The organism is Acinetobacter sp. CY17 (assembly GCF_059515825.1).
In genome coordinates, this window is the sequence record NZ_JCAKMX010000012.1 from 90,887 (window position 1) to 113,860 (window position 22,974).

Annotated in this window: 18 protein-coding genes and 2 pseudogenes; 7 read left to right on the plus strand and 13 right to left on the minus strand. The window is 40.2% G+C overall.

The window, feature by feature from the left end; all coding sequences use genetic code 11:
* Window positions 1–236: 236 nt before the first annotated feature.
* Window positions 237–1,169, minus strand: a pseudogene (locus AC5YCI_RS09570) (IS5 family transposase).
* Window positions 1,170–1,490: 321 nt separating this feature from the next.
* A complete protein-coding gene (locus AC5YCI_RS09575) occupies window positions 1,491–2,444 on the minus strand; it encodes an aldo/keto reductase (RefSeq protein WP_144723757.1) in 954 nt (317 codons plus the stop codon).
* Window positions 2,445–2,715: 271 nt separating this feature from the next.
* Here AC5YCI_RS09575 and antA point away from each other — a divergent pair, with 271 nt between their 5' ends.
* The 4 genes from antA (at window position 2,716) to AC5YCI_RS09595 (ending at window position 6,881) form a co-directional block, all read left to right on the plus strand.
* Window positions 2,716–4,155, plus strand: coding sequence for an anthranilate 1,2-dioxygenase large subunit (gene antA, locus AC5YCI_RS09580; protein ID WP_496175489.1), 1,440 nt, complete (start codon window positions 2,716–2,718; stop codon window positions 4,153–4,155).
* Between the two features lie 3 nt (window positions 4,156–4,158).
* Window positions 4,159–4,653 (plus strand): anthranilate 1,2-dioxygenase small subunit, encoded by a 495-nt coding sequence (gene antB / locus AC5YCI_RS09585; protein ID WP_144723755.1) that lies wholly within the window; start codon window positions 4,159–4,161, stop codon window positions 4,651–4,653.
* Between the two features lie 10 nt (window positions 4,654–4,663).
* Entirely contained in the window at window positions 4,664–5,701 is a 1,038-nt protein-coding gene (antC, locus tag AC5YCI_RS09590; protein ID WP_496175490.1) for an anthranilate 1,2-dioxygenase electron transfer component AntC, read from the plus strand.
* A 160-nt stretch (window positions 5,702–5,861) separates the two neighbouring features.
* Complete coding sequence (locus AC5YCI_RS09595; RefSeq protein WP_496175491.1) at window positions 5,862–6,881, plus strand: AraC family transcriptional regulator; 1,020 nt, start codon at window positions 5,862–5,864, stop codon at window positions 6,879–6,881.
* Window positions 6,882–6,996: 115 nt separating this feature from the next.
* Here the strand turns inward: AC5YCI_RS09595 and AC5YCI_RS09600 are convergent, their stop codons facing one another.
* The 4 genes from AC5YCI_RS09600 to AC5YCI_RS09615 all read right to left on the minus strand — a co-directional run bounded on the left by AC5YCI_RS09600 (window position 6,997) and on the right by AC5YCI_RS09615 (window position 10,949).
* On the minus strand, window positions 6,997–7,860 hold the full coding sequence (locus tag AC5YCI_RS09600; RefSeq protein ID WP_144723752.1) for a hypothetical protein: 864 nt from the start codon (window positions 7,858–7,860) through the stop codon (window positions 6,997–6,999).
* A gap of 66 nt (window positions 7,861–7,926) precedes the next feature.
* Complete coding sequence (locus AC5YCI_RS09605; RefSeq protein ID WP_496175492.1) at window positions 7,927–9,012, minus strand: LLM class flavin-dependent oxidoreductase; 1,086 nt, start codon at window positions 9,010–9,012, stop codon at window positions 7,927–7,929.
* 75 nt (window positions 9,013–9,087) lie between these two features.
* Window positions 9,088–9,618, minus strand: coding sequence for a flavin reductase family protein (locus AC5YCI_RS09610; RefSeq protein ID WP_144723750.1), 531 nt, complete (start codon window positions 9,616–9,618; stop codon window positions 9,088–9,090).
* Window positions 9,619–9,698: 80 nt separating this feature from the next.
* On the minus strand, window positions 9,699–10,949 hold the full coding sequence (locus AC5YCI_RS09615; RefSeq protein ID WP_144723749.1) for a dienelactone hydrolase family protein: 1,251 nt from the start codon (window positions 10,947–10,949) through the stop codon (window positions 9,699–9,701).
* Between the two features lie 300 nt (window positions 10,950–11,249).
* Here AC5YCI_RS09615 and AC5YCI_RS09620 point away from each other — a divergent pair, with 300 nt between their 5' ends.
* Window positions 11,250–12,602: an MFS transporter gene (locus AC5YCI_RS09620; protein ID WP_496175493.1), complete on the plus strand. Its 1,353-nt coding sequence runs from the start codon at window positions 11,250–11,252 to the stop codon at window positions 12,600–12,602.
* 570 nt (window positions 12,603–13,172) lie between these two features.
* On the opposite strand, the pseudogene AC5YCI_RS09625 reads toward AC5YCI_RS09620, so the two are convergent.
* The 6 genes and pseudogenes from AC5YCI_RS09625 to AC5YCI_RS09650 form a co-directional block, all read right to left on the minus strand.
* Window positions 13,173–13,817, minus strand: a pseudogene (locus tag AC5YCI_RS09625) (alcohol dehydrogenase catalytic domain-containing protein); the annotation flags it as partial.
* A 21-nt stretch (window positions 13,818–13,838) separates the two neighbouring features.
* A complete protein-coding gene (locus AC5YCI_RS09630; RefSeq protein WP_180058621.1) occupies window positions 13,839–14,624 on the minus strand; it encodes an acetoin reductase in 786 nt (261 codons plus the stop codon).
* Window positions 14,625–14,635: 11 nt separating this feature from the next.
* Entirely contained in the window at window positions 14,636–16,036 is a 1,401-nt protein-coding gene (gene lpdA / locus AC5YCI_RS09635; protein WP_180058620.1) for a dihydrolipoyl dehydrogenase, read from the minus strand.
* Window positions 16,037–16,047: 11 nt separating this feature from the next.
* Window positions 16,048–17,583 carry a dihydrolipoamide acetyltransferase family protein gene (locus AC5YCI_RS09640; protein WP_496175494.1) on the minus strand — a complete coding sequence of 512 codons (1,536 nt, stop codon included), beginning with the start codon at window positions 17,581–17,583 and terminating at the stop codon, window positions 16,048–16,050.
* 1 nt (window position 17,584) lies between these two features.
* Window positions 17,585–18,604 carry an alpha-ketoacid dehydrogenase subunit beta gene (locus tag AC5YCI_RS09645; protein ID WP_317098440.1) on the minus strand — a complete coding sequence of 340 codons (1,020 nt, stop codon included), beginning with the start codon at window positions 18,602–18,604 and terminating at the stop codon, window positions 17,585–17,587.
* Window positions 18,605–18,619: 15 nt separating this feature from the next.
* Window positions 18,620–19,582: a thiamine pyrophosphate-dependent dehydrogenase E1 component subunit alpha gene (locus tag AC5YCI_RS09650; RefSeq protein WP_180058618.1), complete on the minus strand. Its 963-nt coding sequence runs from the start codon at window positions 19,580–19,582 to the stop codon at window positions 18,620–18,622.
* Between the two features lie 342 nt (window positions 19,583–19,924).
* On the opposite strand from AC5YCI_RS09650, the gene lipA reads away from it, so the two are divergent.
* Window positions 19,925–20,899, plus strand: a complete 975-nt coding sequence (lipA, locus tag AC5YCI_RS09655; protein WP_496175495.1) for a lipoyl synthase — start codon at window positions 19,925–19,927, stop codon at window positions 20,897–20,899.
* A 233-nt stretch (window positions 20,900–21,132) separates the two neighbouring features.
* On the plus strand, window positions 21,133–22,224 hold the full coding sequence (locus AC5YCI_RS09660) for a transcriptional regulator (RefSeq protein ID WP_370982439.1): 1,092 nt from the start codon (window positions 21,133–21,135) through the stop codon (window positions 22,222–22,224).
* Between the two features lie 544 nt (window positions 22,225–22,768).
* On the opposite strand, the gene AC5YCI_RS09665 is transcribed toward AC5YCI_RS09660, so the two are convergent.
* Window positions 22,769–22,974, minus strand: a 206-nt coding sequence (locus AC5YCI_RS09665) for a transposase family protein (RefSeq protein WP_496128521.1), incomplete at its 5' end; no start/stop codon positions are given.

The window sequence follows — 22,974 nt, forward strand, 5'->3', positions numbered from 1 at the left end:
TCCATGATGGTTAACCCATCATAAACTAGACATTTTTATTAGTGAGAATATAGACATTTTGAATGGGTTCTAACAGTCTAATTTCGTATAATATAGATTATGTTAAATCCGATACACCTAACAATAACTTCATAATTGTCTTACTCTCACCTAAATTCAATAACTTAAATAGCTATTTTTATTAGGCTTTGTTGCACAAAGATTTGAAATGCAAAGCGCCCCTAATTGAGCCAAATTTAAGGCGTAACTTGGGTAAGTGGTCGACCTAATTCAGTAAATCTGTTAAGGACTGCTACACGTGCATGGATCTCATTCACTTGGCTATCAAAACTCCTTGCACTGAGTTTATCTCCTAATAATTTAATGCAGTGCATCTTAGTTTCAACCAAACTTCGCCGATGATAGCCTGACCATTTTTTCCATAGTGTCCTGCCTAAACGTTTAATTATTCGAAGTAATTCATTTCGCTCTAACGAGCTACTCTTTGTATCTTTCCATGGTTTCGCATTTTTTCTAGGTGGAATCACCGCATGCGCTTGCCGATCTGCAATGACCTGACGGCATTGCTTGGTGTCATAAGCTCCATCGGTATAAACAGAGTTAATCTGCTCATCTTGTGGAATCTGATTAAGTAAATCACCAAGCACCTGTGAATCACTGACATTATTGGTTGTAAGCTGAACTGCTCGTATTTGTAGGGTTTTAGCATCTATACCAATATGAAGTTTACGCCATTGGCGACGATATTCAGGTCCATGTTTCTTGCGTTTCCATTCGCCCTCACCTAGAAACTTCATGCCTGTAGAGTCCATGAGTAGATGCAGCCCATCGCTACTTTTTTGGTAGCTGATTACAATATCAATATGCTTTTGTCTTCTACAAAGCGCGGTGTAATCTGGAGCTATCCAATTTAATCCGCAAAGTTTAATCAGACTTTGCACAAAGCCAGTGACCATACGTAAAGACAAACGGAATAGAGATTTAATCATTAAGCAGCATTGGATAGCTGCGTCGGAGTAGGTTTGATTTCGTCCTTATTTGCCTTTTGATGGCACATACCATTGCGTAGCAGGATCAAACCAAATGGCAATATTTCCGCGATTAATGAGTGCTCGGTTATATGCGGGCCAATTGGTTGTGCGGTAGATTTTGTGTGTAGGCTTCTTCATTTGGAAATTATATCGCTGAAAAACCCTTTACAGATAGGTTTGTGCAACAAAGCCTATTAAAACTATATAGGCATAGGCAAATTCATGATTTTATTAATGTTCAAATGATGTTTTATAATGATTACCTACTTCAAATATCAAACCTTCTATTATTAAAGATATTTATAAGCTTTAATCTCCTCTTTATAAAGAGCTTTCCATAAAAGTTAATTTTGAAACTTCCTACAAAAATTAAAGCTAAAAATGAAATTAGAGCTTTTCACAGACATTTCATTTTCAGCTTTATCGTTATTCATCAACTTAGATTATTGATTACTCTGTCTACTGTGAATCCACTTCAAGTATTTGAAGATCATCTGCTGTTAGTTTTAATCCTAGCGCTTTACTAAAACTCTCAATCTGCTCAACTGTCGTTGCACTTGCAATCGGTGCTGTAATACCTTCTCGTGTTAACACCCAAGCCAAAGCAATATCAGCAAGTTTTGCATTATGACGTTCTGCCACTAAATCCAGTGCTTTTAAAATTCGCTCACCTCGTGGTGTAAAGTATTTGCTTAAACTCTCTGCACGTTTACTGCCTTTGATTTGATCTAAACCGCGATATTTACCTGAAAGAAAACCACTAGCAAGACTGTAATAACTTACTACGCCAATTTCATGTTCAAGGCAAATTGGTTTGAGTTGTTCTTCAAATCCTTGACGATCATATAGATTATACTCGGGCTGTAGCACCTGATAATGAGGTACATTGATTTTTTTGGCTGCTTCAATCGATTGTTGAAGTTGTGTCGCATCTAGATTTGACGTGCCATAGGCACGAATTTTCCCTTGCTGTTTAAGCTGATCAAAAGCAGCCAAGGTTTCTTCATAAGGCGTATTTTCATCTGGCCAATGAGCAAAATACAAATCGATATAATCGGTATTTAGACGTTTGAGAGAATCCTCTACCCCTTGCATGATCCAACGTTTAGATAGCCCCTGATGTCCTGGAATACCCATATCCAAACCGACTTTGGTAAACAGAACGAGATCATCACGTTTGCTGGGGCTTTGTTTTAACCATTGACCAATAATTGTTTCCGATTCACCACCTTGGTTGCCTTCAGCCCAGATAGAATAAAAATCCGCTGTATCTATAGCATTGAAACCATGATCGAAAAATGCATCTAACACCTTAAAGCTTTGTTGCTGGTCAATGGTCCAGCCAAATACGTTGCCACCAAAAACGATTGGTGCAATCTCTAAACCTGTATTTCCCAAAGTACGCTTTGTCATTTTATATCCTCATCATGTAATAAAAATACATATCAACTTGCTGAATTTTAAAATATATCGATAAGGTATAGCCTATATATAGGATTTTAAACATCCATAATTTTGCCTAAGATTATCCATTTTATGCTTAAGTAAAGTTGTATTTTTATAAATACTAGAATGCAGATGAGTAACTTTGAAAATGGATAAAGATTAGAAGAAAACGGATAGAGTAATGGGTTGTATCCATGTTCAATCGAGAAAAAGTAATTGACTGAATGGAGGGGGTAAAATGACCTCAAAAACCAATATTGAGTGGCAAAATTTCGTCGAAAGCTGTGTCGATTTCCGTCCTCAAGATGGCGTGTTCCGTATTGCTCGTGACATGTTCACTGAACCCGATCTGTTTGAACTGGAAATGAAGCATATTTTCGAGAAAGTCTGGATTTATGCCTGTCATGAAAGTGAAATCCCAAACAATCATGATTTTCTTACGGTACAAATTGGTCGTCAGCCGATTATTGTCACTCGTGATGGACAAGGTGAACTGCATGCCCTGATCAATGCCTGTGAACATCGTGGTGCAACCCTAACCCGTGCTTCTAAAGGTAACCAATCTACCTTTACCTGTCCGTTTCATGCATGGTGCTATAAGTCTGATGGTCGTCTGGTAAAAGTCAAAGCCCCTGGTGAATATGCGCCTGATTTTGACAAGTCTACACGGGGTTTAAAACAAGGCCGTATCGCGAACTATCGTGGCTTTATCTTTGTCAGCTTAGATACGACAGCGACTGATACGATTGAAGATTTTCTAGGCGATGCCAGAGTGTTTCTGGATCTGATGGTAGAGCAATCCCCTACTGGTGAACTCGAAGTCTTGCCAGGTAAGTCTAGTTACACCTTTGCTGGGAACTGGAAATTACAAAATGAAAATGGCCTAGATGGCTACCATGTCAGCACGGTTCACTATAACTATGTATCAACTGTACAACATCGCCAGCAAGTGAATGCAGCCAAAGGCAATGAACTAGATACCCTGGATTACAGCAAATTAGGGGCTGGTGATGGCGAAACAGATGATGGCTGGTTCAGTTTTAAAAATGGTCACAGCGTCTTATTCAGTGATATGCCAAACCCAGCGGTACGTCCAGGCTACAGCACGGTAATGCCATATCTGGTCGAGAAATATGGTCAAAAGCGTGCTGAATGGGCCATGCATCGCTTACGTAATTTGAACCTGTACCCAAGTTTGTTCTTTATGGACCAAATCAGCTCGCAAATCCGAATTGTGCGTCCTGTTGCCTGGAATAAAACTGAAGTCATTAGCCAGTGTTTAGGGGTTAAAGGTGAATCCGCGGAAGATCGTCGTAACCGGATTCGTCAATTTGAAGACTTTTTTAACGTTTCAGGTCTAGGTACACCAGATGATTTGGTCGAATTTAGAGAACAGCAACGTGGCTTCCAGGCACGCTTGGAACGTTGGAGTGATATCTCACGCGGTCATCATACTTGGTGCTACACCCAAAACCACAATGCTAAAGATCTAGATATCAATCCTGTGATGATCGGAACAGAATTTACCCATGAAGGTTTATATGTCAATCAGCATGGCCATTGGAAACAACTAATGCTTCAAGGCTTAAATCAAAATGCATTAAAAATGACAGATGAGGATGCACTCGTACCAGGCGGAGCATGCACCAAAGATTCATGTTCTGTGGAGGAGGTTTAAGTCATGTCTATGGAATTACAATTTGCAGTTAGCCAATTCTTATACCGTAAAGCAGCGCTTTGTGATGCATATGATTGGGATGCTTACCTTGATCTGTATGATGAAGACAGTGAATATCATATTCCACAGTGGATTAATGAACATGAATATGTCAAAAATCCAAACCAAGGCTTGTCGTATATCTATTATGAAGACCGCACAGGTTTAGAAGATCGTGTATTCCGTATTCGTACAGGAAAAGCTGCTTCTGCAACACCATTACCTCGAACTGTACATAGCATCAATAACATACAAGTCCAACAACGTGAAGATGGTTTACTTGAAGTCAAAGCCAACTGGAACACATTCTATAATCGTCAAGGTCTAGAAGGTTATTTCTATGGTTTAGTGACTTATACCTTACGTCGTACCGATGATGGAGATTTCCGTATTCGTCGTCAGCATACCTTATTACTCAATGACAAAATCGACTCTGTGCTCGATTTCTATCACGTATAAGGAGTTGGGTATGGGACATACTGCGGCACTGAATTTTGCCGATGGCAAAACATTTTTTATTGATGTACAAGATCATGAGCTTCTACTTGACGCCGCCGTGCGTCAAGGAATCACTTTACCTTTAGACTGCCGTGAAGGTGTCTGCGCGACTTGCCAAGGTCGTTGTGACTCAGGTCAGTATGAACAGGACTATGTCGACGAAGATGCACTGACTGAACAGGATTTAAAGGATCGTAAGATTTTAGCTTGTCAGACACGTCTAAAATCCAATGCGGCATTCTATTTTGATCATGCTTCTACATTCTGTCAGGCGGGTGAAGCATTAAAAGTTCAGGCAACAGTCACTGCACTGGAATGGGTATCAGATGAAACGGTCATTTTAAAACTAGATGCCAGCCAGTATTCACAACCAATTCGGTTTTTGGCAGGACAATATGCACGTATTTATGTTCCTGAAACAGGCCTATACCGCGCCTATTCTTTTGCACATGCGCCAACTGAAGATAATCAACTACAGTTTCTCATTCGTTATTTAGCCGATGGCTTGATGGGACAATTTTTAAAATCACACTGCCAAGTTGGCCAGACTGTAGAGCTTGAAGTGCCCTTTGGCAGTTTCTATTTAAGAGAAGGTGCACCAGAAAAGGCACTTTACTTTATTGCAGGTGGTACGGGGCTTTCTGCTTTTCTGGCAATGCTGGATCAGATCTCGGCAAGTCATCAAACGATTCATTTGTATTATGCAGTACGATATGAGTCGCATCTATGTGAACAGGAACGTATTGCAGCTTATAAAGAAAAATTTCCAAACCTGGTTTATTATCCAGTGATTTCGCGTCCAATAGATCACTGGCAAGGCTTACAGGGTTATGTTCAGGATCATTTAGCTCCTGATCAATTAAAAGCCAATGCTTTCGATATGTATGTGTGTGGCCCGCCTGCATTGGTCGAAGCATTAAAGGCATATTTAACCGAAAATCAGATTGAAAACTGTCATTTTTATAGCGAGAAATTTATTGCTGCTACAGGTCAATTAGAGGCTGCATAACACTTAATTTTTAGATTGACCTTCTTTAAAAGAAGCTGCTCACTTAACTTTTCTAAGTAGGCAGCTTTTTTATTTTTGAAATATTAAAAAATATAAATATTTGGAATGGAAATTGCACCTATTTTAGTAGGTTTTTTCATTAACTTACTTTGGTATTAAGATGAACGTAGCGGCCCATTTTTTGAAGCATACCATCCATTCTTCCACACACTCGATTGATACAGCAAATCAATGTCTTAATCAGATTATTGGTCCCCATGAACTAGTGGATTTGTCACATGACCAGCCTTTGAATTTCAGTTTTCAAGGTGAGCAGATGGGCGGCATCATCATGGGTGATCTAATCTATGGTAAGGACGTTGTATTTAAGACGCAGTATCAACAGGATATGCACTTTTATTGCATTACCCGCCCTAAAATCGGGAAACCTATTTTTCGTCAGGAACAGGGTGTTTTTGAAGCCAGTCACGGTAATGCAGCCATTGTGTCGCCTTTCGACAAGTTTGAAATTGAGATTGAACGTGATTGTATTCAGTCTTTTATTTCCATTTCTAAACCGCTGCTTGAAAATACACTTTCGGACCTAATTCAACGTCCACTCAATGCCCCGATCGAATTTGAACATATTATGTCGGGACAGAATGAACGCATCAATGCATGGTGGAATCTGCTCGAATATTTTGGTTCTTATAGCAAACAGGAGATGAAGTTTGATTGTTTAATGAATGAAATCAAACATGATTTTGAAAAAATTCTTGTCAAATCTCTGTTATTGTCACAACCCCATAATTACAGCTATCTACTCAGTGACAATCATAACAACGATCCAGAGTTTCTTAAACGTGCATTAAAATATATTCACGACAACATCCAGCATAATATTTGCAGTGAGGATCTCGAACATATTGCTGGTGTATCTAAGCAAAAACTATCTAAAGCTTTTCGTGATCGTATGAAAGTGTCCTTTAACAGTTATATCCGCTATTACCGCTTAAAATGTATTTATCAAGAATTGTCCTTAGCTCAGGATAAAAAGAATATTACCAATATCGCCATGAAATGGGGTGTGAATCATTTAGGGCGTTTCTCGATTGAATATAAACAACAATTTGGTGAAAGCCCAAGTGATACCATTCGTAAATCGATGTTGCAACAACAAGCACTTTTAACACGTCGATAATTTCTTCTATTTCCATATTTTGGGAGCATATTGATTTTCAGATATGCTTCCTTTTTTATAAGTCACAAAAAAGAGGTCAAATTGAGACCTCTTTTTTCATTACAAAGATTTATGCTTAAAAATGATAGGCTGCCCGAATCATTGGTACGCTTGCAGTTGCCCCCTTGCCTGCCTCACCTTTAGTATCATTCCCGTATTTATTTTTCCAATATTGATAAGCTGGCCCTATTTTAAAGGTTTGTGCCTTTGCACCTAAAGCATTGCCAATGTCATACATGATTGAGGTATCAATAAAGGTTTCAGCTTTGGTATCTCCCCCGAACTCATTTTTTCCTTTTTCACTCATCCAGACCGCAATACCATTAAATTCTAATCCTGTTTTTTGTATTGGAAGACCCCAGGAAAGTTGCAATGCCAGGTATGGATCGTAGGTATATTTACCATCAATGACATTTGGCTTATTACTTTCATAATAGCCCAAAACATTGAAGTTTAAAAATCCTGGGACATTAAACATAATACTTGGACCAGCGACCCACATCTCACGGTTAGAGCCGTAATCATCATTTTTAGTATTCCAGTCACCACCAACGATAAAACCGACCCCTCGTAGAAAATCAGGTTTATCCTGAATGGTGCCAAAGATTTTTTCATAATCAAAAGTATGTCGGTAGATGACATAAGCTTCCTGAGCACCTTCGCCAGACACATTGCCATTTGGTTCATTGTTTGACTGATGAAGATTGACCTGGAAGAAATTGCTGCCGTATTTATAACCACTCACATGTACCAATGAAATAATATGCTTTTCAATTTCAAAAGCGCTACCATCCTCATTATTTTTAAACGGTTCTGAAAACTCGGTTCCGTAACTGAGTGCAATGGAGGTATCACTCCACTCTGCTGCCTGCGTATTTATACTTGCTGCAGTGATTAAACCCAACCCCAGGCCTTTCAAGGCCATATTCAGAAATTGCATGTATACATTTCCTTTTTACAGTGCATAAAAAAAGCCAACCGTTATAACGATTGGCTTGGTGAAAAATTAACGCACCCCTTTTGCTTCTAGCAGTGGCAGAACGTTGTCACGGAAGTAAGGGAATTCTTCGACATAATCCAGGAAAGATATGGTCGTACCGCTAAAGCCTGCTTGATGTAAATCTTCAATGCTTTTTGCCACTTGCTCAGGTGTACCAACCAATGGGAACCCACCATGACCAACCGCCATACGGTCACGCAATTGCTGACGGATTTCAGCCGGGAAACTTTGTGCATGGGCAAACATGAGGTTCATCAGGTTATCTAAGGCTGGAATGTCCGCATTATCTAATTGACGTTGCCATTCAGCTTGGGCTTCTTCCAACGTTGGACGGCAGATCACATGCGAGAATGTCATGACATTGGTCGTACGTCCCTTCTCTAAACCAGCCTGTTTAAGTTCATTTACTTCTTCTGCTGAACGCTCTAAATCAGATACTGGGGTAAACAGGAAGTCCGCATTATTGATGGCAAAGTCACGCCCGTTTTTTGAGCCCGCAGCATTAAAAATCGGTGGAACATAATTTGGGCGGGGCTTGCCGTAACTGCCTTTGGTTTTAAAATATTTGCCATCAAAATCGAAGGATTCTTCACTTTCCCAGACTTTTTTAATCAGGTCATACCACTCTTGGGCATAGCCATAGCGAGTTTCATGATCATCCGGCAATTCCAGACCGAGTGCGTCATATTCAGGCTTGTTCCAGCCTGCGACAATATTTAAACCTACACGGTCCTGACCAATTTTAGACATGGTCGCAATTTGTTTGGCTACCGCCATGGGATGGTTGACTGCAGTTTGAATCGTAGCAAATACGACCAGATTTTTTGTACTGGCTAAAAGAGCCGATGCCCAGGTAATGGTTTCAAGCACCGTGCCTTGGAAATCTTTTTCACCACCATAACCGGTAAAACGTGCGATTGGCAGCATAAAGTCGATACCCGCATCATCAAGGAGTTGAGCTAACTTCAGGTTTTTTTCCCAGCTCGCATCCCAGCCTTCAGGCAGTTTTGAAATGGTCATCCCACCAGAACAGTTGCTCGCAAAAGTACCGAGCAGGAATTTATTGGTTTCTAAAAATGGATGTTTAGACATGACTTCCCCCTGACACTGTGCCTTAAGCGCAATGCCTATAAATGAATTGCTTGATTTAGATTTGAATAGAATTAATTAAGCACATTGTTCCAAATGAACAGGATGAAGCTTCGCTTGATGATATTTACCGTTATGGAATAACAACGGTTTGCCAGAATTTATACTGCAATGTTCAATTTGACCCAGAATAATGTAGTGATCTCCCGCTTCAACCCACTGATAGTTCTTGCATACTAAAGTCGCTAAAGCATCCGATAACACCGGAATGCCTAAAACATCTTCCACCTGATCAATTGAATTAAACTTATCAGCTGCAGATCTGGCAAAATGATTAGAGGTTTGCTCTTGCTGTTCATTTAAGATGTTAATCGCGAAATGCTCACATTTCCGGAAATCATCCAGATGAGTTGCCGTTTTTGCAATATTCCATAAAATTAATGGTGGCTCTAAAGAGACGGATGTAAAAGAATTTGCTGTCATACCAACTTTACGCCCGTCTTGACCAGTCGTTGTGACCACAGTAACGCCTGTTGCAAACTGACCTAATAAACCGCGTAGTTGTTTTTTATCTGCTTCTTCTGCTAAGAAACGTTGTGTCTGTTTCATAATTACTCCAGAATTTTAAGGAGTAGATCAGCTTTGCCGAGGTTGACTGATCTACCCATTCGGTAATGCCTTCAGGCAAATCAGTCGATTGGCTTCCCTTCACTTGATGGCCAGGTTGGCATCAATTCATTAGAAGGTAAGGTCTCATCAAGAAGTTTGTGTGCGGTAATTGCACCTGCTACTGGCAAACCTGTTGGATCGATCAAACCGAGCTGTACTAAAAGACTCGCCTGATCCCAATAAATATGCTCATGGCACAGTTTTGGACCACGGAACTTGATAACACCCAGCATTGGAATTTCAACAAATTTTCCGGTTGGTTTGATGCCAGGAATAAGCCAGTCAATTTCCTGATCATGGGTAAAGCGCATGATGAATTCATCTACTACTTGGGTGACACCCACAGTACGGGAGATCGAGATTAAGCTCATATCCTGCGGGTTATTGTGTACAAAGTGATGACGGTAGAAACGTGAAAGCTGTGCGTAACCTACACCGCCAGTCAATGTTGGGATATGGTTGACATAGGGTTCTGCCACCATAGTCGCCATCGTTGCTGGCACATCACGGGTTTCAAATTCGTATTTGCAGTGATCTTCCCACAGGGCTTCCAAGTCGTATTCAGGACCAATCGCTTTACGTAAAGCAGTGACTGTACGTTCGTGAGCAATTAAAGCACTTGGTTTGTGGTAGTGATCGCCATGCGGGCGGGCAAAGGCATGATCAACATTCGGGTAAAGGAATGTTTTCACATGCTTTTTATAGGCTGATAACGCTTCAGTAATTTGTGTGCGTACGTCAGCTGAGCAGAATTGGTCAAGTTCAGCCATATGGAGTACAAGCTTGCCTTGAATATTCTTCGCTTCGTCCAGATTATTTTCAATACCTACGCCGTAATAGCCTACAGCACATGCCACTTCAGGCAGACGGCATGCAGCCAGGTAAGCCAATTTACCACCCAAGCAATACCCTACTACACCCAAACCTGCTTCAGCATCACATTCATCTAAAGTTTTTAAAGTTGCTAGCGTGTCTTTAATATCTTCAACACCAAGGTTTTCATCAAAGCCTTGATAAAGCTCAAATGCTTTTGCGAAATCAGCTTCGGTATAACCCAGCTCAATGCCTGCCTGAGCACGCCAGAATAAATCTGGAACCAATACGGTATAACCTTCTTCCGCAAGGAAATCGGCTTTTTCACGCATTACGCTGTTGATGCCAAAGATTTCCTGACATAAAACAATTCCCGGACCCTTACCAGCTTCTGGCACAGCCAGGTAAGCATTGAATTTTTTATCCCCGTTTTCAATCGTAATATAAGAACCTGTCATTCTCTGATCTCCTCTGTCTTGAATTTATCTTGTAGATTAAAACCCTCGAAAACTATCCATAAAATTTGTACGTTTTATCCGTTTTCATAAAGTTTTGAACAGGGCAGATTCTAGCGTATTGATAAAATTTTATTTCAAATCATATATATAGTTTTAAATGCTAAAAATGGATGTAGACCTGTATATTTTTGGATAGTGGAAATTTCCATTCTTTCGTTCAATCAAAGTGAATAGAACAAAGCACGCTTCTTAAGCTTTGTTTTGACATTACTCAAAAAACAGTAGAATGAAGGAGTGAGCATGCAAATAATCCAACCTCAGCACATCATTGACCGAGAAAAACTTTCTCCCTTTCAGTGGATGGTCTTTGCTTTTGGTTTTCTGGTCTTTTTCTGTGATGGTTTAGATACAGGCATTATCGGTTTTATTGCACCCAAGCTGATTGAGGATTGGGGAATCAGTAAGCCTGCCCTTGCCCCTGTGATGAGTGCTGCACTGGTCGGTATGTGTTTAGGTGCTTTATTTTCAGGGCCATTGGCCGATAAATTTGGCCGTAAAGGTTTAATTGTCACAACCTGTATTCTATTTTCTGTTTTTACTATTTTATGTGGATTTGCCAGCACGACGCATGAACTGATGCTGTACCGTTTTATTACCGGTCTTGGTTTAGGCGCTGCAATGCCGAATATTAGTACTCTGGTATCTGAATATATGCCCGTAAAACGGAAAGCCTTTTTAACTGGGCTGGCAGGCTGTGGCTTTATGCTTGGTATTTCTTTTGGTGGGGTGCTTTCTGCGTATTTACTCGATCATTTTGGCTGGGAAATTGTCATTATGATTGGCGGTATCATTCCTCTTGTGCTCGCAGTTATTTTATTCATGAAATTGCCTGAGTCTGTGCAATATTTAGTGAAGATTAACCAGCATGAGCGAGCACGTGTCATTCTTAGTCAAATCGAAGGTCAACTTTTAAACCCTACTGCCAAACTATCTTTGGGTGAGTCTCAAACCGAAATCATAGAAAACCCGGTTAAAGTGCTTTGGGCTGGATATCGCTGGAATTCGATCTCTTTATGGGCTTGTTGTTTTACCAGTTTATTGGTCTTTTATCTATTAACCAGCTGGATGCCAACCATTCTAAAAACAGCAGGATTAAGTACCCAGCAATTCAGTTTAATTACGGCAATTTTCCCTTTTGGTGGTGTCATTGGAGCCATCATCATGGGCTGGTATATGGATAAAATCAACCCAACGAAAGTGGTGAAATATGCTTATCTGATTGCTGTTCTATTTTTCATCATCGCAGGCTTGGTACATAGCAATGTACTATTACTGGGAATCACAATTTTTCTGATCGGTGCGCTTCTGGTGGGTGCACAATCTTCTTTATTACCACTAGCTGCCATGACCTATCCGACATCCTGTCGTGCAGTTGGCGTTTCCTGGATGCATGGTATTGGACGTACCGGTGCAATTCTCGGTGCTTTTTATGGTTCTTTAATTTTTAGTTATGAACTCGGACTGGCGCAGATTTTCTTTGTACTGGCAATTCCCGCAGCCATTTCATTCTTTGCTTTATTGGCAAAAGTTATGTATGAAAATCATCAAGTAACTTTAAAAGTAGAACCTATTACTCAGCTTGAAATATCATAATCTTAATTAAAATTTAGACATTAAAAAAGATGACAGCAGAACTGTGATCTCTTTTATGTTTTAGTCAGTATATCTGGACTTGAGTTAGAAATTTCTGTGATTTCAAAGTAGAAGCTTTTTTATTTTCTGGCTTTTAACGACTAAAATAATTTCAAATGCTATCAAGATATTTTCACCTACAAAATTTTGTCTAAGCGATTCATAAGTAATATAAGAACTTGAAAATGCTAAGTTCATGAAGTGGATTTTTTCTAAAATCAAAAAAATATACATAAGATTTTGTAATATATGTGGTTTTAATTAATTTATATTATGAATTAGACTTTAGGTGAACATAAGTTAAATATAATACACCTGCTAACTTGTTCATTATTTCTGATATAGATTAAATCAGGTTTTATTATCTGTCAAATTAGTAATGCACTTTTATGTTTGCTTCAGTTAAATAGGTTTTCTTTAAGGTCTTATTCTATAAAAAGAAAGGTCTACATTTTAAGACACCAAATCAAATGGCAGAAGATTTTTACAAGTCGGCTGCCTAGAATCTCACAAGTGAATGTCTCCTGCTATTTCAGCACACATCACTTTACGCTTTGCACTCAATTCAGTAATGATGACCGTGAGACCTTTAGCCTTTAAAATGGCTGATAAAAGTAAGCCTATAGGGCCTGCTCCACCAACCAGTGCTATATCGCCAGCTTTTGCACCACTTCTGACATAGGCATGATGACCGACAGATAAAGGTTCTATCAATGCGGCCTGATCTAAGGGAATATCATTTGAAATAGGATGTACCCAACGTCGTTGAACTGCAATTTTTTCAGAAAGACCGCCGCCACGTCCGCCTAAACCAATAAAGTTCATATTTTTTGATAAATGATACTTATCATTCAGGCCAGTCGGGACATCATCCGCAATAATATAGGGTTCAACTACGACATGTTGTCCAATTTGGATATCGTCTACACCCTCACCAACTGCATAAACTACGCCTGAAAATTCATGTCCCATTGTTACAGGTGCAGATTCTCCCGAAATTGGGTGTGGATGACCACAAGGTGGAATAAAAATAGGGCCTTCCATGAATTCATGTAAATCTGTACCGCAAATACCGCACCATGCAACTTGAATTCCCACTGTGCCTGGAAGTACTTTCGGTTCAGGGATATCTTCAATTCGAATATCCCCTCGATCATAAAAACGAGCTGCTTTCATTCTGTATTCCTTATGTTGATATTAACGGTAAACCATTCCACCATCTGTCAAAATAGACTGACCTGTAATGTAGTTTGCATCCTCACTGGCTAAAAATGCAACTAATGCAGCCACGTCATCTGGTGTTTCAGCACGTCCTAAAGCAATACCATCTACATATTTTTTATACGTTTGACCAATTGGTGCACCTGTAATTTCAGAGAACCGCTGATCTATTTCGACCCACATGTCTGTGCCTACAACACCTGGGCAATAACTATTTACAGTAATTTCAGCACTGGCATATTCTTTAGCCGCTGCTTGCGTCAATGCACGAACTGCAAATTTAGTTGCCGAATAAACACCGAGTAAAGCAAAACCTTCATGACCTGCGATTGAGCATGCATTAATAATTTTTCCAGCCTGTTGGCGTTGTTTAAATTTATTTGCTGCAGCTTGAATCCCCCAAAGTACACCACCGACATTGATGTTCATAATTTGGTTAAATTCATTCGGTGTTACTTCTGCCAAAGCTTTAACTTGTGCAATACCTGCATTATTGATCATGATATCAAAACCATTAAGTGTCGATTCGGCATGATCAATTGCATGACTGACTTGTATTGGATCTGAAATATCCGCAATAAATGTAGTGGCTTTTACGCCAAAGGCTTCAACCTCTTTTTGAACAACATTTAACTTTTGTTGATGAAGATCGACCAAAGCAATATGAACACCTTCTTGCGCTAAACGTAAGGCAATACCACGTCCAATTCCTTGTGCTGCACCCGTAATTAATGCAACTTTATTGTTTAAACCCCTAGGCATGTTGCGACTCCTTAGATATGAATTGCACGTTGCATCGCAGACAAGACCGACTCATGCATCGCCTCAGATAAAGTAGGATGAGGGAAAATGACCTGTGCTAAGCTTTCATCCGTAGCTTCTAGGTATTTTGCGATCGCAAAACCTTGGATGTGTTCGGTGACTTCATGCCCAACCATGTGAGCACCCAACAATTCACCCGTTTCCTGACTAAAAATGGTTTTAACAAATCCTGCGCTATCGCCCAAAGCCAATGCTTTACCATTCGCTTGTAAGGGAAACTTACCCACATTGATATTCAAGCCCGCAGCTTTCGCTTTCTGTTCTGTCAAACCAATACTAGCCACTTGTGGATGGGTAAAGATACACCCCGGAATTTGTGTACGGTCTAAAGCATGTACATGACTTAGGCCTGCAATTTTCTCCACACAAAGAATGGCCTCATGACTGGCTTTGTGTGCCAAACAGGGTGCACCTGCGACATCACCAATTGCATAAATGCCCACTACATTGGTTTTACAGCATGAATCGACTTTAATAAAACCATCCTCAAATTCAATGCCCAAAGCGTCTAGGCCAAGATTTTCAGCATTCGGTTTCACGCCAATAGCTGAAAGCACCTTTTCAACAGTAATGATTTGCACACCTGTGGCAGTTTCAATATGACAATGTACTTGAGCCTGATCAGTTTCTATTTTTTTTACAGTCGCTTCGGTTAAAACCTGCATACCCTGCTGTTCAAATTGCTTTTTTACATACTTCGAAACTTCAATGTCTTCGCTAGGGAGAATCTGCTTTGCAATATCAACCAAGGTGACTTGGCAGCCTAAGTCTTGGTATAGGCTTGCAAACTCACTGCCTATAGCCCCCGAACCAATGACCAGTAAAGATTTTGGTAATTGTTCTGGAACTAAAGCCTCTTTATAACTCCAGACCTGATGGCCATCTACAGGAATATGAGGCAAATTGGCCGCACGTGCACCTGTTGCGACAATAATATGCGGTGCAGAAATCTGCTGTTTTTGACCATTCGCATCTGTAAGCTCTAATTGCTCTTTGGCAATAAACTGGGCTGCTGCGTTAAAAACAGTGATTTGATTTTTTTTCAATAATTGACCGATACCTTGCACCAGTTGCTCAGAAACCTGTCTGCTATGATGGACCAGTTTTTGAATGTCAAAATCAATCGCGTTAAGCGTAAAGCCAAACTGCCCAGCATGTTTGAACTGCTGCGCAAGCGCAGCCCCGCTCAATAATGCCTTGGTTGGAATACATCCCCAATTAAGACACACTCCGCCTAAGTGTTGTTTTTCAACGATTGCCGTTTTTAATCCCAGTTGCGCTGCGCGAATCGCAGCGACATATCCTCCAGGACCAGCACCAATAACCACAAGATCAAATTGTGTATCTGACATGGCTATTCCTCCTACACCAAAATCAATGCAGGTTTTTCAACAAACTGCTTAAATGCCGATAGGAATTGAGCACCCAACGCACCATCAATGACACGATGATCACAAGACAATGTTGCGGTCACCATTTCACGAACAACAATCTCATCATTTTCGACGACAGCACGTTTCTCTACTGCACCTAAAGCCAGAATTGCACCTTGAGGTGGGTTAATAATGGCATCAAACTGTTGAATACCAAGCATTCCCAAATTGGAAATACTGAAACTACCGCCTTGAAACTCATCAGGTGCTAATTTCCCAGTTTTGGCGCGTGTCGCCAGATCACGCATATCATTGGAAATTTGCGCCAAAGATTTACGGTTCGCTGCTTTAATAATTGGTGTGATCAGCCCGTTTTCGATTGCCACAGCAACCGAAATATCAGCCTGTTCAAACTGTAAAATTTGCTGATTTTCTTCATCAAACTGAACGTTAACCTGTGGAACTTTGATCAGTGCAGCCGCAGCCGCTTTAATCAGCATATCGTTAATGGACAGCTTGACTTGCGGTACGGTACTGTTAATTTGCTGACGCAAAGCCTGAACCGACTCAACATTTAAGTCTATCGTTAAGCGAAAATGTGGTGCATTGCGTTTTGCCGCTTGTAGCCGTGAAGCGATTGCTTTACGCATACCATTCATAGCCACAGCGGTAAATTTTGCTGACTCTGTTGGATGCGCATGGTTAGCATGTTGAGCTTGTACAGGGTTTTCACGTTGATATACAGCTTCAACATCTTCCTTGCAAACTCGTCCACGTGAACCCGATGCACGACAATCATGCAAATTAATACCCCATTGTTTTGCTAAACGGCGGGCAACAGGTGTTGCTAGAACATAACTATCATCTGCTTTAGATTTCGCGGCTTTCGTACTGGCTTGATGACGCACATCTGGCCAAGAACCACCAGCAGCTTGAACTCCGGTCTGAACATCGTGAACACTAATACGACCTTCACGTCCAGAACCAGTAATCTGAGACAAGTTTACATTATGCTTTTCAGCCAATTTCAAGGCATGTGGCGTTGCAAAAATATCATCGCTTTGTTGGAAGCCTTGTAACGCAGCAGGAATAGAATATCCGCCCTGAGCCACAGCTTTTGATCCATTACCAACACTGTTCTGTTTAGGAGCAGCTTGTACTTTGGTTTCAACTTGAGCTACAGCTACTTTTTCAGGAACCGCTGCTACCGCTTTATTTTCAGTTACAGCAGGTGTTCCACCTAAGGACTGTGCAAATGCTTCAACTTCTGCATCGGAAACTTGAGCGTCTGCACAAATTGCAATGACTCCTCCTACGACCAGCGTGTCACCATCTTTAGCAATAATCTTTCGTAGCAAGCCATCGAAAGGCGCTTCCAGAACATTGACGATTTTTGTGGTTTCAATTTCACAAATTTCCTGTCCTTTACTAAATTGAGTACCTTCTTGAATCAGCCATTGGGCAATCGTGCCCTCTTCCATGGACAAACCCCATTTTGGGATTTCTAAGGTTTTAATTTCGCTCATCCTAAGCCTCCAACGTCTTACGTACAGCCTGTTCGATGCGTTCTACACTTGGTAGCCATTCTTTTTCTAATACTGGTGAAAATGGTACGGGTGAGTGTGGTGGAGTGACTAACTCGATTGGTGCTTTAAGAAAATGAAAGCCTTTCTGTGCAATGAGTGCAGCCACATCATGTCCGAAACCGCAACGCGCCGCAGATTCATCTACAATCACCACACGACCTGTTGAAGCCACAGACTCTAAGATGCCATCTTCGTCTAATGGAGAAATGGTGCGAGGGTCAACCACTTCAACCGAAATGCCTTCTTTTGCGAGCTTGTCAGCAACTTCATTGGCACGATGCACCATCAGGCTTAAGGCAATAATGGTGATATCTGTGCCCTCACGGGTGTAATTTGCGACACCAAAAGGAATAGTGTAGGCCTCATCTGGCACTTCGCCCTTAATGTCGTACAACAACTTGTGCTCACAAAAGACTACTGGATCGTCATCTCGAATGGCTTGAATCAACAACCCTTTCACATCATAGGCACTTGAAGGCACCACCACTTTTAAACCAGGCACTGAGGCAAACACGTTATATGGCGACTGAGAATGCTGCGCTGCTGCGGAAAAACCTGCACCGATCATGCCTCTTACAACGAGTGGCGCTTTGGCTTTGCCACCAAACATATAGCGGAATTTAGCCGCTTGGTTATACAGCATGTCATAACACACGCCGTAAAAATCCATGAACATTAAATCTGCCACAGGTCTTAAACCAGTTGCAGCAGCACCTGCCGCCATACCAATAATCGCCGATTCTGTAATCGGGGTGTCAATGACTCGCTCAGAACCAAATTCAGTCCATAAGCCTTTGGTTACACCAAGTACACCGCCAAAACCTTCCAGTTTATTGTCATCTGTATTTTTGCCACCATGCCCACCACGAACATCTTCACCGACCACAATGACACTCGAATCTCGGCGCATTTCTAATTCAATTGCTTCTTTAATCGCGTTTCGATAACTTTTATTTGGCATTTTTCTACTATTCCTTTAGTAAGAGACGTAAACATCAGTAAGTAACTGAGAGACTTCTGGGTACTGAGCTGCGCGTGCTTTTGCAACGGCATCGTCTACATTGGCTTTAGACTGGGCATCAATCGCATCCAGTTTGGCTTCGTCAATTTTATCCTTGACTTTTTCACGGAATATTTTCAATGGGTCTTTATGTTCTTTGACATAATCCAGTTCTTCTTTGGAACGAATAAGCCCCGGATCACCTTCAAAATGTCCATAAAAACGGTTGGTTACCGTTTCAATCACACTCGGACCTTCACCACAGCGGGCACGTTCAATGGCTTTTTGTGCAACTTCATACACAGCAAAAAAGTCTGTTCCATCTACTTTTTCAGCGGGTAAGCCAAAACCTGCTGCTCGGCCTGCAATGTCTTTACTGCCTACGGCATAGTCGTGTGCAGTGCCTTCACCAAAACCGTTGTTTTCAAAAACAAAAATGACAGGGAGCTTTAACACGACAGCCATATTAATGGCTTCAAAAGTTAAGCCCTGATTTGACCCGCCATCACCGGTAAAAGATAGACCAATCCCACCATTTTTCAGTGTTTTAGCACTTAAAGCTGCCCCAATAGCCAAAGGTGGACCACCACCCACAATACCGTTTGCACCGAGCATGCCTTTATCTAAGTCCGCAATGTGCATTGAGCCGCCTTTACCACGACACAAACCATCATCTTTGCCAAAAATTTCTAACATCATGGCATGAATGTCACAGCCCTTAGCAATACAATGTCCATGACCACGATGCGTTGATGTAATGAAGTCCTTGTCTGTTAAATTTTCACAGATCCCTACGGCAACAGCTTCCTCGCCGCTATATAAATGGATGAAACCGGGAATATCACCTGTATTATTTTCATCGTGAAGTCGATCCTCAAATTCACGAATGTCGCGCATTCTTTTGTATGCTGCTAGCAATTGCTCTTCCGTTAATTGCATATCTTTGTTCCTTATTAATTACGCTTAAAAGAAAATCCAAAAATTAATGGTTGAATTTTTAAACCGTATATTTATATAAATATATTTTTATTTAATTTCATATTAGACTAAAAAAATATAATGCATAAAAAGATGAGAAAAATATTAAAAACAGAAGGTTAAGAACTTAAAAAATTTTTTAAAATTTTACAGTAGTTAAATCACATATGAAAACAAACCTTTAACCAACCTTTATTTTATATGATAAGTTTTTTGCACTGTTTTAATATTATTAAAGCACCTAAAAGAGCTTATTTAATATCGGGATCTATATTAATTATTTTAAACGATGGAGTGTTTGTAATGGATTTAAATAACACATTATTAACTGGAAAGAAGCTACGTGGCGCTGAAAAAATGGCGCGTATTCCAATTAAAGTTGTTCCAACGGAAACGACACCGAAAAAGCCAGAATGGATTCGGACTAAAATTAGTCAACCTGATGAAGTTCAAATCATTAAGGATTTATTACGACAACAGAAACTACATACGGTTTGTGAAGAAGCGGCCTGCCCCAATTTGCCACAATGCTTTAGCGGAGGGACTGCAACGTTTATGATCATGGGAGATATTTGTACTCGACGCTGCCCATTCTGTGATGTCGCACATGGTCGTCCTAATATCCTAGATCCTAATGAGCCAAAGCATCTGGCTGAAACAGTCAAGAATCTAAACTTAAAGTATGTCGTGATTACTTCTGTTGATCGAGACGACTTAAAAGATGGTGGTGCACAGCATTTTGCAGATTGCATTCGAGAAATTCGTCAAACCAGTCCAGAGACTCTGATAGAAATTTTGGTTCCTGATTTTCGTGGTCGTGCAGATATTGCCCTGAAGATTCTGAGCCAAAACCCACCCGATGTTTTTAATCATAATATTGAAACCGTTCCACGTCTGTATAAAGCCATGCGACCAGGCGCTGACTATAAGCACTCATTGGATTTACTCAAAAAATTTAAACACTACTGTTCTGAAATTCCAACGAAATGTGGTTTGATGGTCGGTTTAGGAGAAGTCGAGGCTGAGGTTATTGTGTTATTAAATGATTTGAAAGATTATCAAGTAGACTATGTCACAATCGGTCAATACTTACAGCCATCTAAATCTCATGCGCCAATTCATCGTTTTGTTACGTTGCAAGAGTTTAAGCATTATCAAACACATGGAGAGCGCTTAGCGTTTAAAAATATTTGGAGTGCGCCATTAGTACGATCAAGTTATTTTGCAGACCGTCAGTATCATGGTGAAGCTGTGCCTAGCCCTTACATGAGCGAATGAATTTTCATCCTATTTACGTTTATTAACATTTCAGATGGAAATAGTCATTTTCAGCTCATAAGAACACTTTTAAAGTAACTCAAGGACTGGTAAAGCCAAAAGATATGATTTAACCAAGCAAAGATAAAAGCATTTAAAATTGAGGCAAGAAGAAATGACGTAAATGACTATAAATTTGGAAACTCATTTCTAAAATTTAAAAATATTACAGTCTCATCATAAAGGAATATGATATGAACCTGTTCAATACCGCATCTGCAAAAAATCTGCAAACAACCCATTTAATTAATCAACATACTGTACATACCGCCCCTGTTTTAGCCTTACCTCCAGAAGATAAAACGTCTTTATTTCGCCGCTCTATCCAACATAATTATGCTGACTTACTCAAAATAGCGGAAGATTCAGATATGGCTATTGGTCTTACAGACCATCACGGGACTCTCTTATGGACATGGAGTAGTTCTGCAATGCTTTCTTCTGCCGAACAGGTTCATTTTATTGAGGGTGGGCATTGGTCTACACAGGCTGTTGGGACCAATGCGATTGGTATGACGTTGAACAGCCAAATATCAAGTTGTGTCTATTCTCATGAAAACCAAATGGACAGTGTTCGAGATTGGGTTTGTTATGCCGCGCCGATCTGGGATCCGACATCAGGGCAATTTCATGGCATTATTAACCTTTCCACAAAATATAAAAAACATACTCCTTTGGGGCTGCTTGCAGTTGAACGCTGTGCGGATTTAATACAACGAGCCATAAAGTTTGAACAGCAAAATTTTTTATACATTAAGGCGCTAGGCTCGCCTTGGGTTCAATTTAATGGGCATACCTTGAACTTGAGTCACCGTCAAATTGAAATACTTTGCATTTTAGCTTTGCATCCCCATGGCATTGGCTTAGAAGAGTTACACTATGCCCTTTATGGTGAGCGTAGTGTCAGCCTAAAAACCCTAAAGGCTGAGGTTTCACAACTTCGTAGCCTATTACCTCATTCAATTGAGGCTCGCATTTATAGGCTTAGCTGTGAAGTCCAATGTGATTTTTTACGCGCTGAACAATCATTAAATGCAAATCTTATTTCCAGTACATTCTCGCTATATAAAGGTAGCTTTCTCTCTAAATCAGAAAGCCCTTTACTCAGCACTTGGAGACATTGTTTTGATGCCCGTTTAAGCCAGTTGATCTATCAAATAAAGGATATCGATCAATTATTAAGAATTATTGGGCAAACACATGACCGAATTGATGCGGTACAGCGTTTATTAGAGTTATTACCACAGGACAGTATCCACCGTAATTATTTTTCAAATCTGATTTAGATTTGATCTGTTGCTTCAACTCTAAAGTTTTATTGTGAAGCAGATTGAAAAGGAAGTATGATTTTCATACTTCCTTTAATAAAACTTAAAATTGAGAACTAAATACAGTGAAGTCTAGTAATTCACTTACCCAGCTTTGACACCTAGTTTGTCGCTGCAAGGTGTATCCATGCCATTACTACAGCTTTAATAGTTAAAACCGCCAAATCTTATAGGTCTAAGTTATGTAAGTATGATTTACCATAAGCGCACGTCTATGCCGTGATGGTGACGATAAATATTTAAGAATGCTGACAAGCTTCACCCACCGTTGGTGGTATAGAGGATCGGCATCCCCTTTCTTAAAGGGGTTTCAATGAGGTGTGAATAGCCCCCACTCTTCTAGACAAATTTAGTCTATTCTTAAGACCTTTTTAGTAGGAAAATATCTATTCATAGCTAGGTTCATGAACCAAATATTTTACAAGTTATAACTTTAGTACTCTAAGTAATTAAATTTGTTGTTTATTAAACATAAATTTAATTAGATCTCTTGCGAAAGTGGTTATTGCAAGTTTATTCGGTTTACCAGTGCAGCAATTAAGTTAATGCGTAAACCGAATCTTTTCCGTCTATTTCGATAGCGTTCACTTAATATTCTAAATGTTTTCAATTGACTATTGATGTGTTCGATCACAACTCGTATTTTTCCAATCAGTTTATTGTACTTTTTCTCAACACTAAATAACGGGAAATTCTTCTTTTTCTTTA

Excerpts from the sequence above, each read along its gene's own strand:
- AC5YCI_RS09575 (WP_144723757.1), bottom strand. The coding sequence starts at position 2,444 with ATGACAAAGCGTACTTTGGGAAATACAGGTTTAGAGATTGCACCAATC.
- antA (WP_496175489.1), top strand. The coding sequence starts at position 2,716 with ATGACCTCAAAAACCAATATTGAGTGGCAAAATTTCGTCGAAAGCTGT.
- antB (WP_144723755.1), top strand. The coding sequence starts at position 4,159 with ATGTCTATGGAATTACAATTTGCAGTTAGCCAATTCTTATACCGTAAA.
- antC (WP_496175490.1), top strand. The coding sequence starts at position 4,664 with ATGGGACATACTGCGGCACTGAATTTTGCCGATGGCAAAACATTTTTT.
- AC5YCI_RS09595 (WP_496175491.1), top strand. The coding sequence starts at position 5,862 with ATGAACGTAGCGGCCCATTTTTTGAAGCATACCATCCATTCTTCCACA.
- AC5YCI_RS09600 (WP_144723752.1), bottom strand. The coding sequence starts at position 7,860 with ATGCAATTTCTGAATATGGCCTTGAAAGGCCTGGGGTTGGGTTTAATC.
- AC5YCI_RS09605 (WP_496175492.1), bottom strand. The coding sequence starts at position 9,012 with ATGTCTAAACATCCATTTTTAGAAACCAATAAATTCCTGCTCGGTACT.
- AC5YCI_RS09610 (WP_144723750.1), bottom strand. The coding sequence starts at position 9,618 with ATGAAACAGACACAACGTTTCTTAGCAGAAGAAGCAGATAAAAAACAA.
- AC5YCI_RS09615 (WP_144723749.1), bottom strand. The coding sequence starts at position 10,949 with ATGACAGGTTCTTATATTACGATTGAAAACGGGGATAAAAAATTCAAT.
- AC5YCI_RS09620 (WP_496175493.1), top strand. The coding sequence starts at position 11,250 with ATGCAAATAATCCAACCTCAGCACATCATTGACCGAGAAAAACTTTCT.
- AC5YCI_RS09630 (WP_180058621.1), bottom strand. The coding sequence starts at position 14,624 with ATGCCTAGGGGTTTAAACAATAAAGTTGCATTAATTACGGGTGCAGCA.
- lpdA (WP_180058620.1), bottom strand. The coding sequence starts at position 16,036 with ATGTCAGATACACAATTTGATCTTGTGGTTATTGGTGCTGGTCCTGGA.
- AC5YCI_RS09640 (WP_496175494.1), bottom strand. The coding sequence starts at position 17,583 with ATGAGCGAAATTAAAACCTTAGAAATCCCAAAATGGGGTTTGTCCATG.
- AC5YCI_RS09645 (WP_317098440.1), bottom strand. The coding sequence starts at position 18,604 with ATGCCAAATAAAAGTTATCGAAACGCGATTAAAGAAGCAATTGAATTA.
- AC5YCI_RS09650 (WP_180058618.1), bottom strand. The coding sequence starts at position 19,582 with ATGCAATTAACGGAAGAGCAATTGCTAGCAGCATACAAAAGAATGCGC.
- lipA (WP_496175495.1), top strand. The coding sequence starts at position 19,925 with ATGGATTTAAATAACACATTATTAACTGGAAAGAAGCTACGTGGCGCT.
- AC5YCI_RS09660 (WP_370982439.1), top strand. The coding sequence starts at position 21,133 with ATGAACCTGTTCAATACCGCATCTGCAAAAAATCTGCAAACAACCCAT.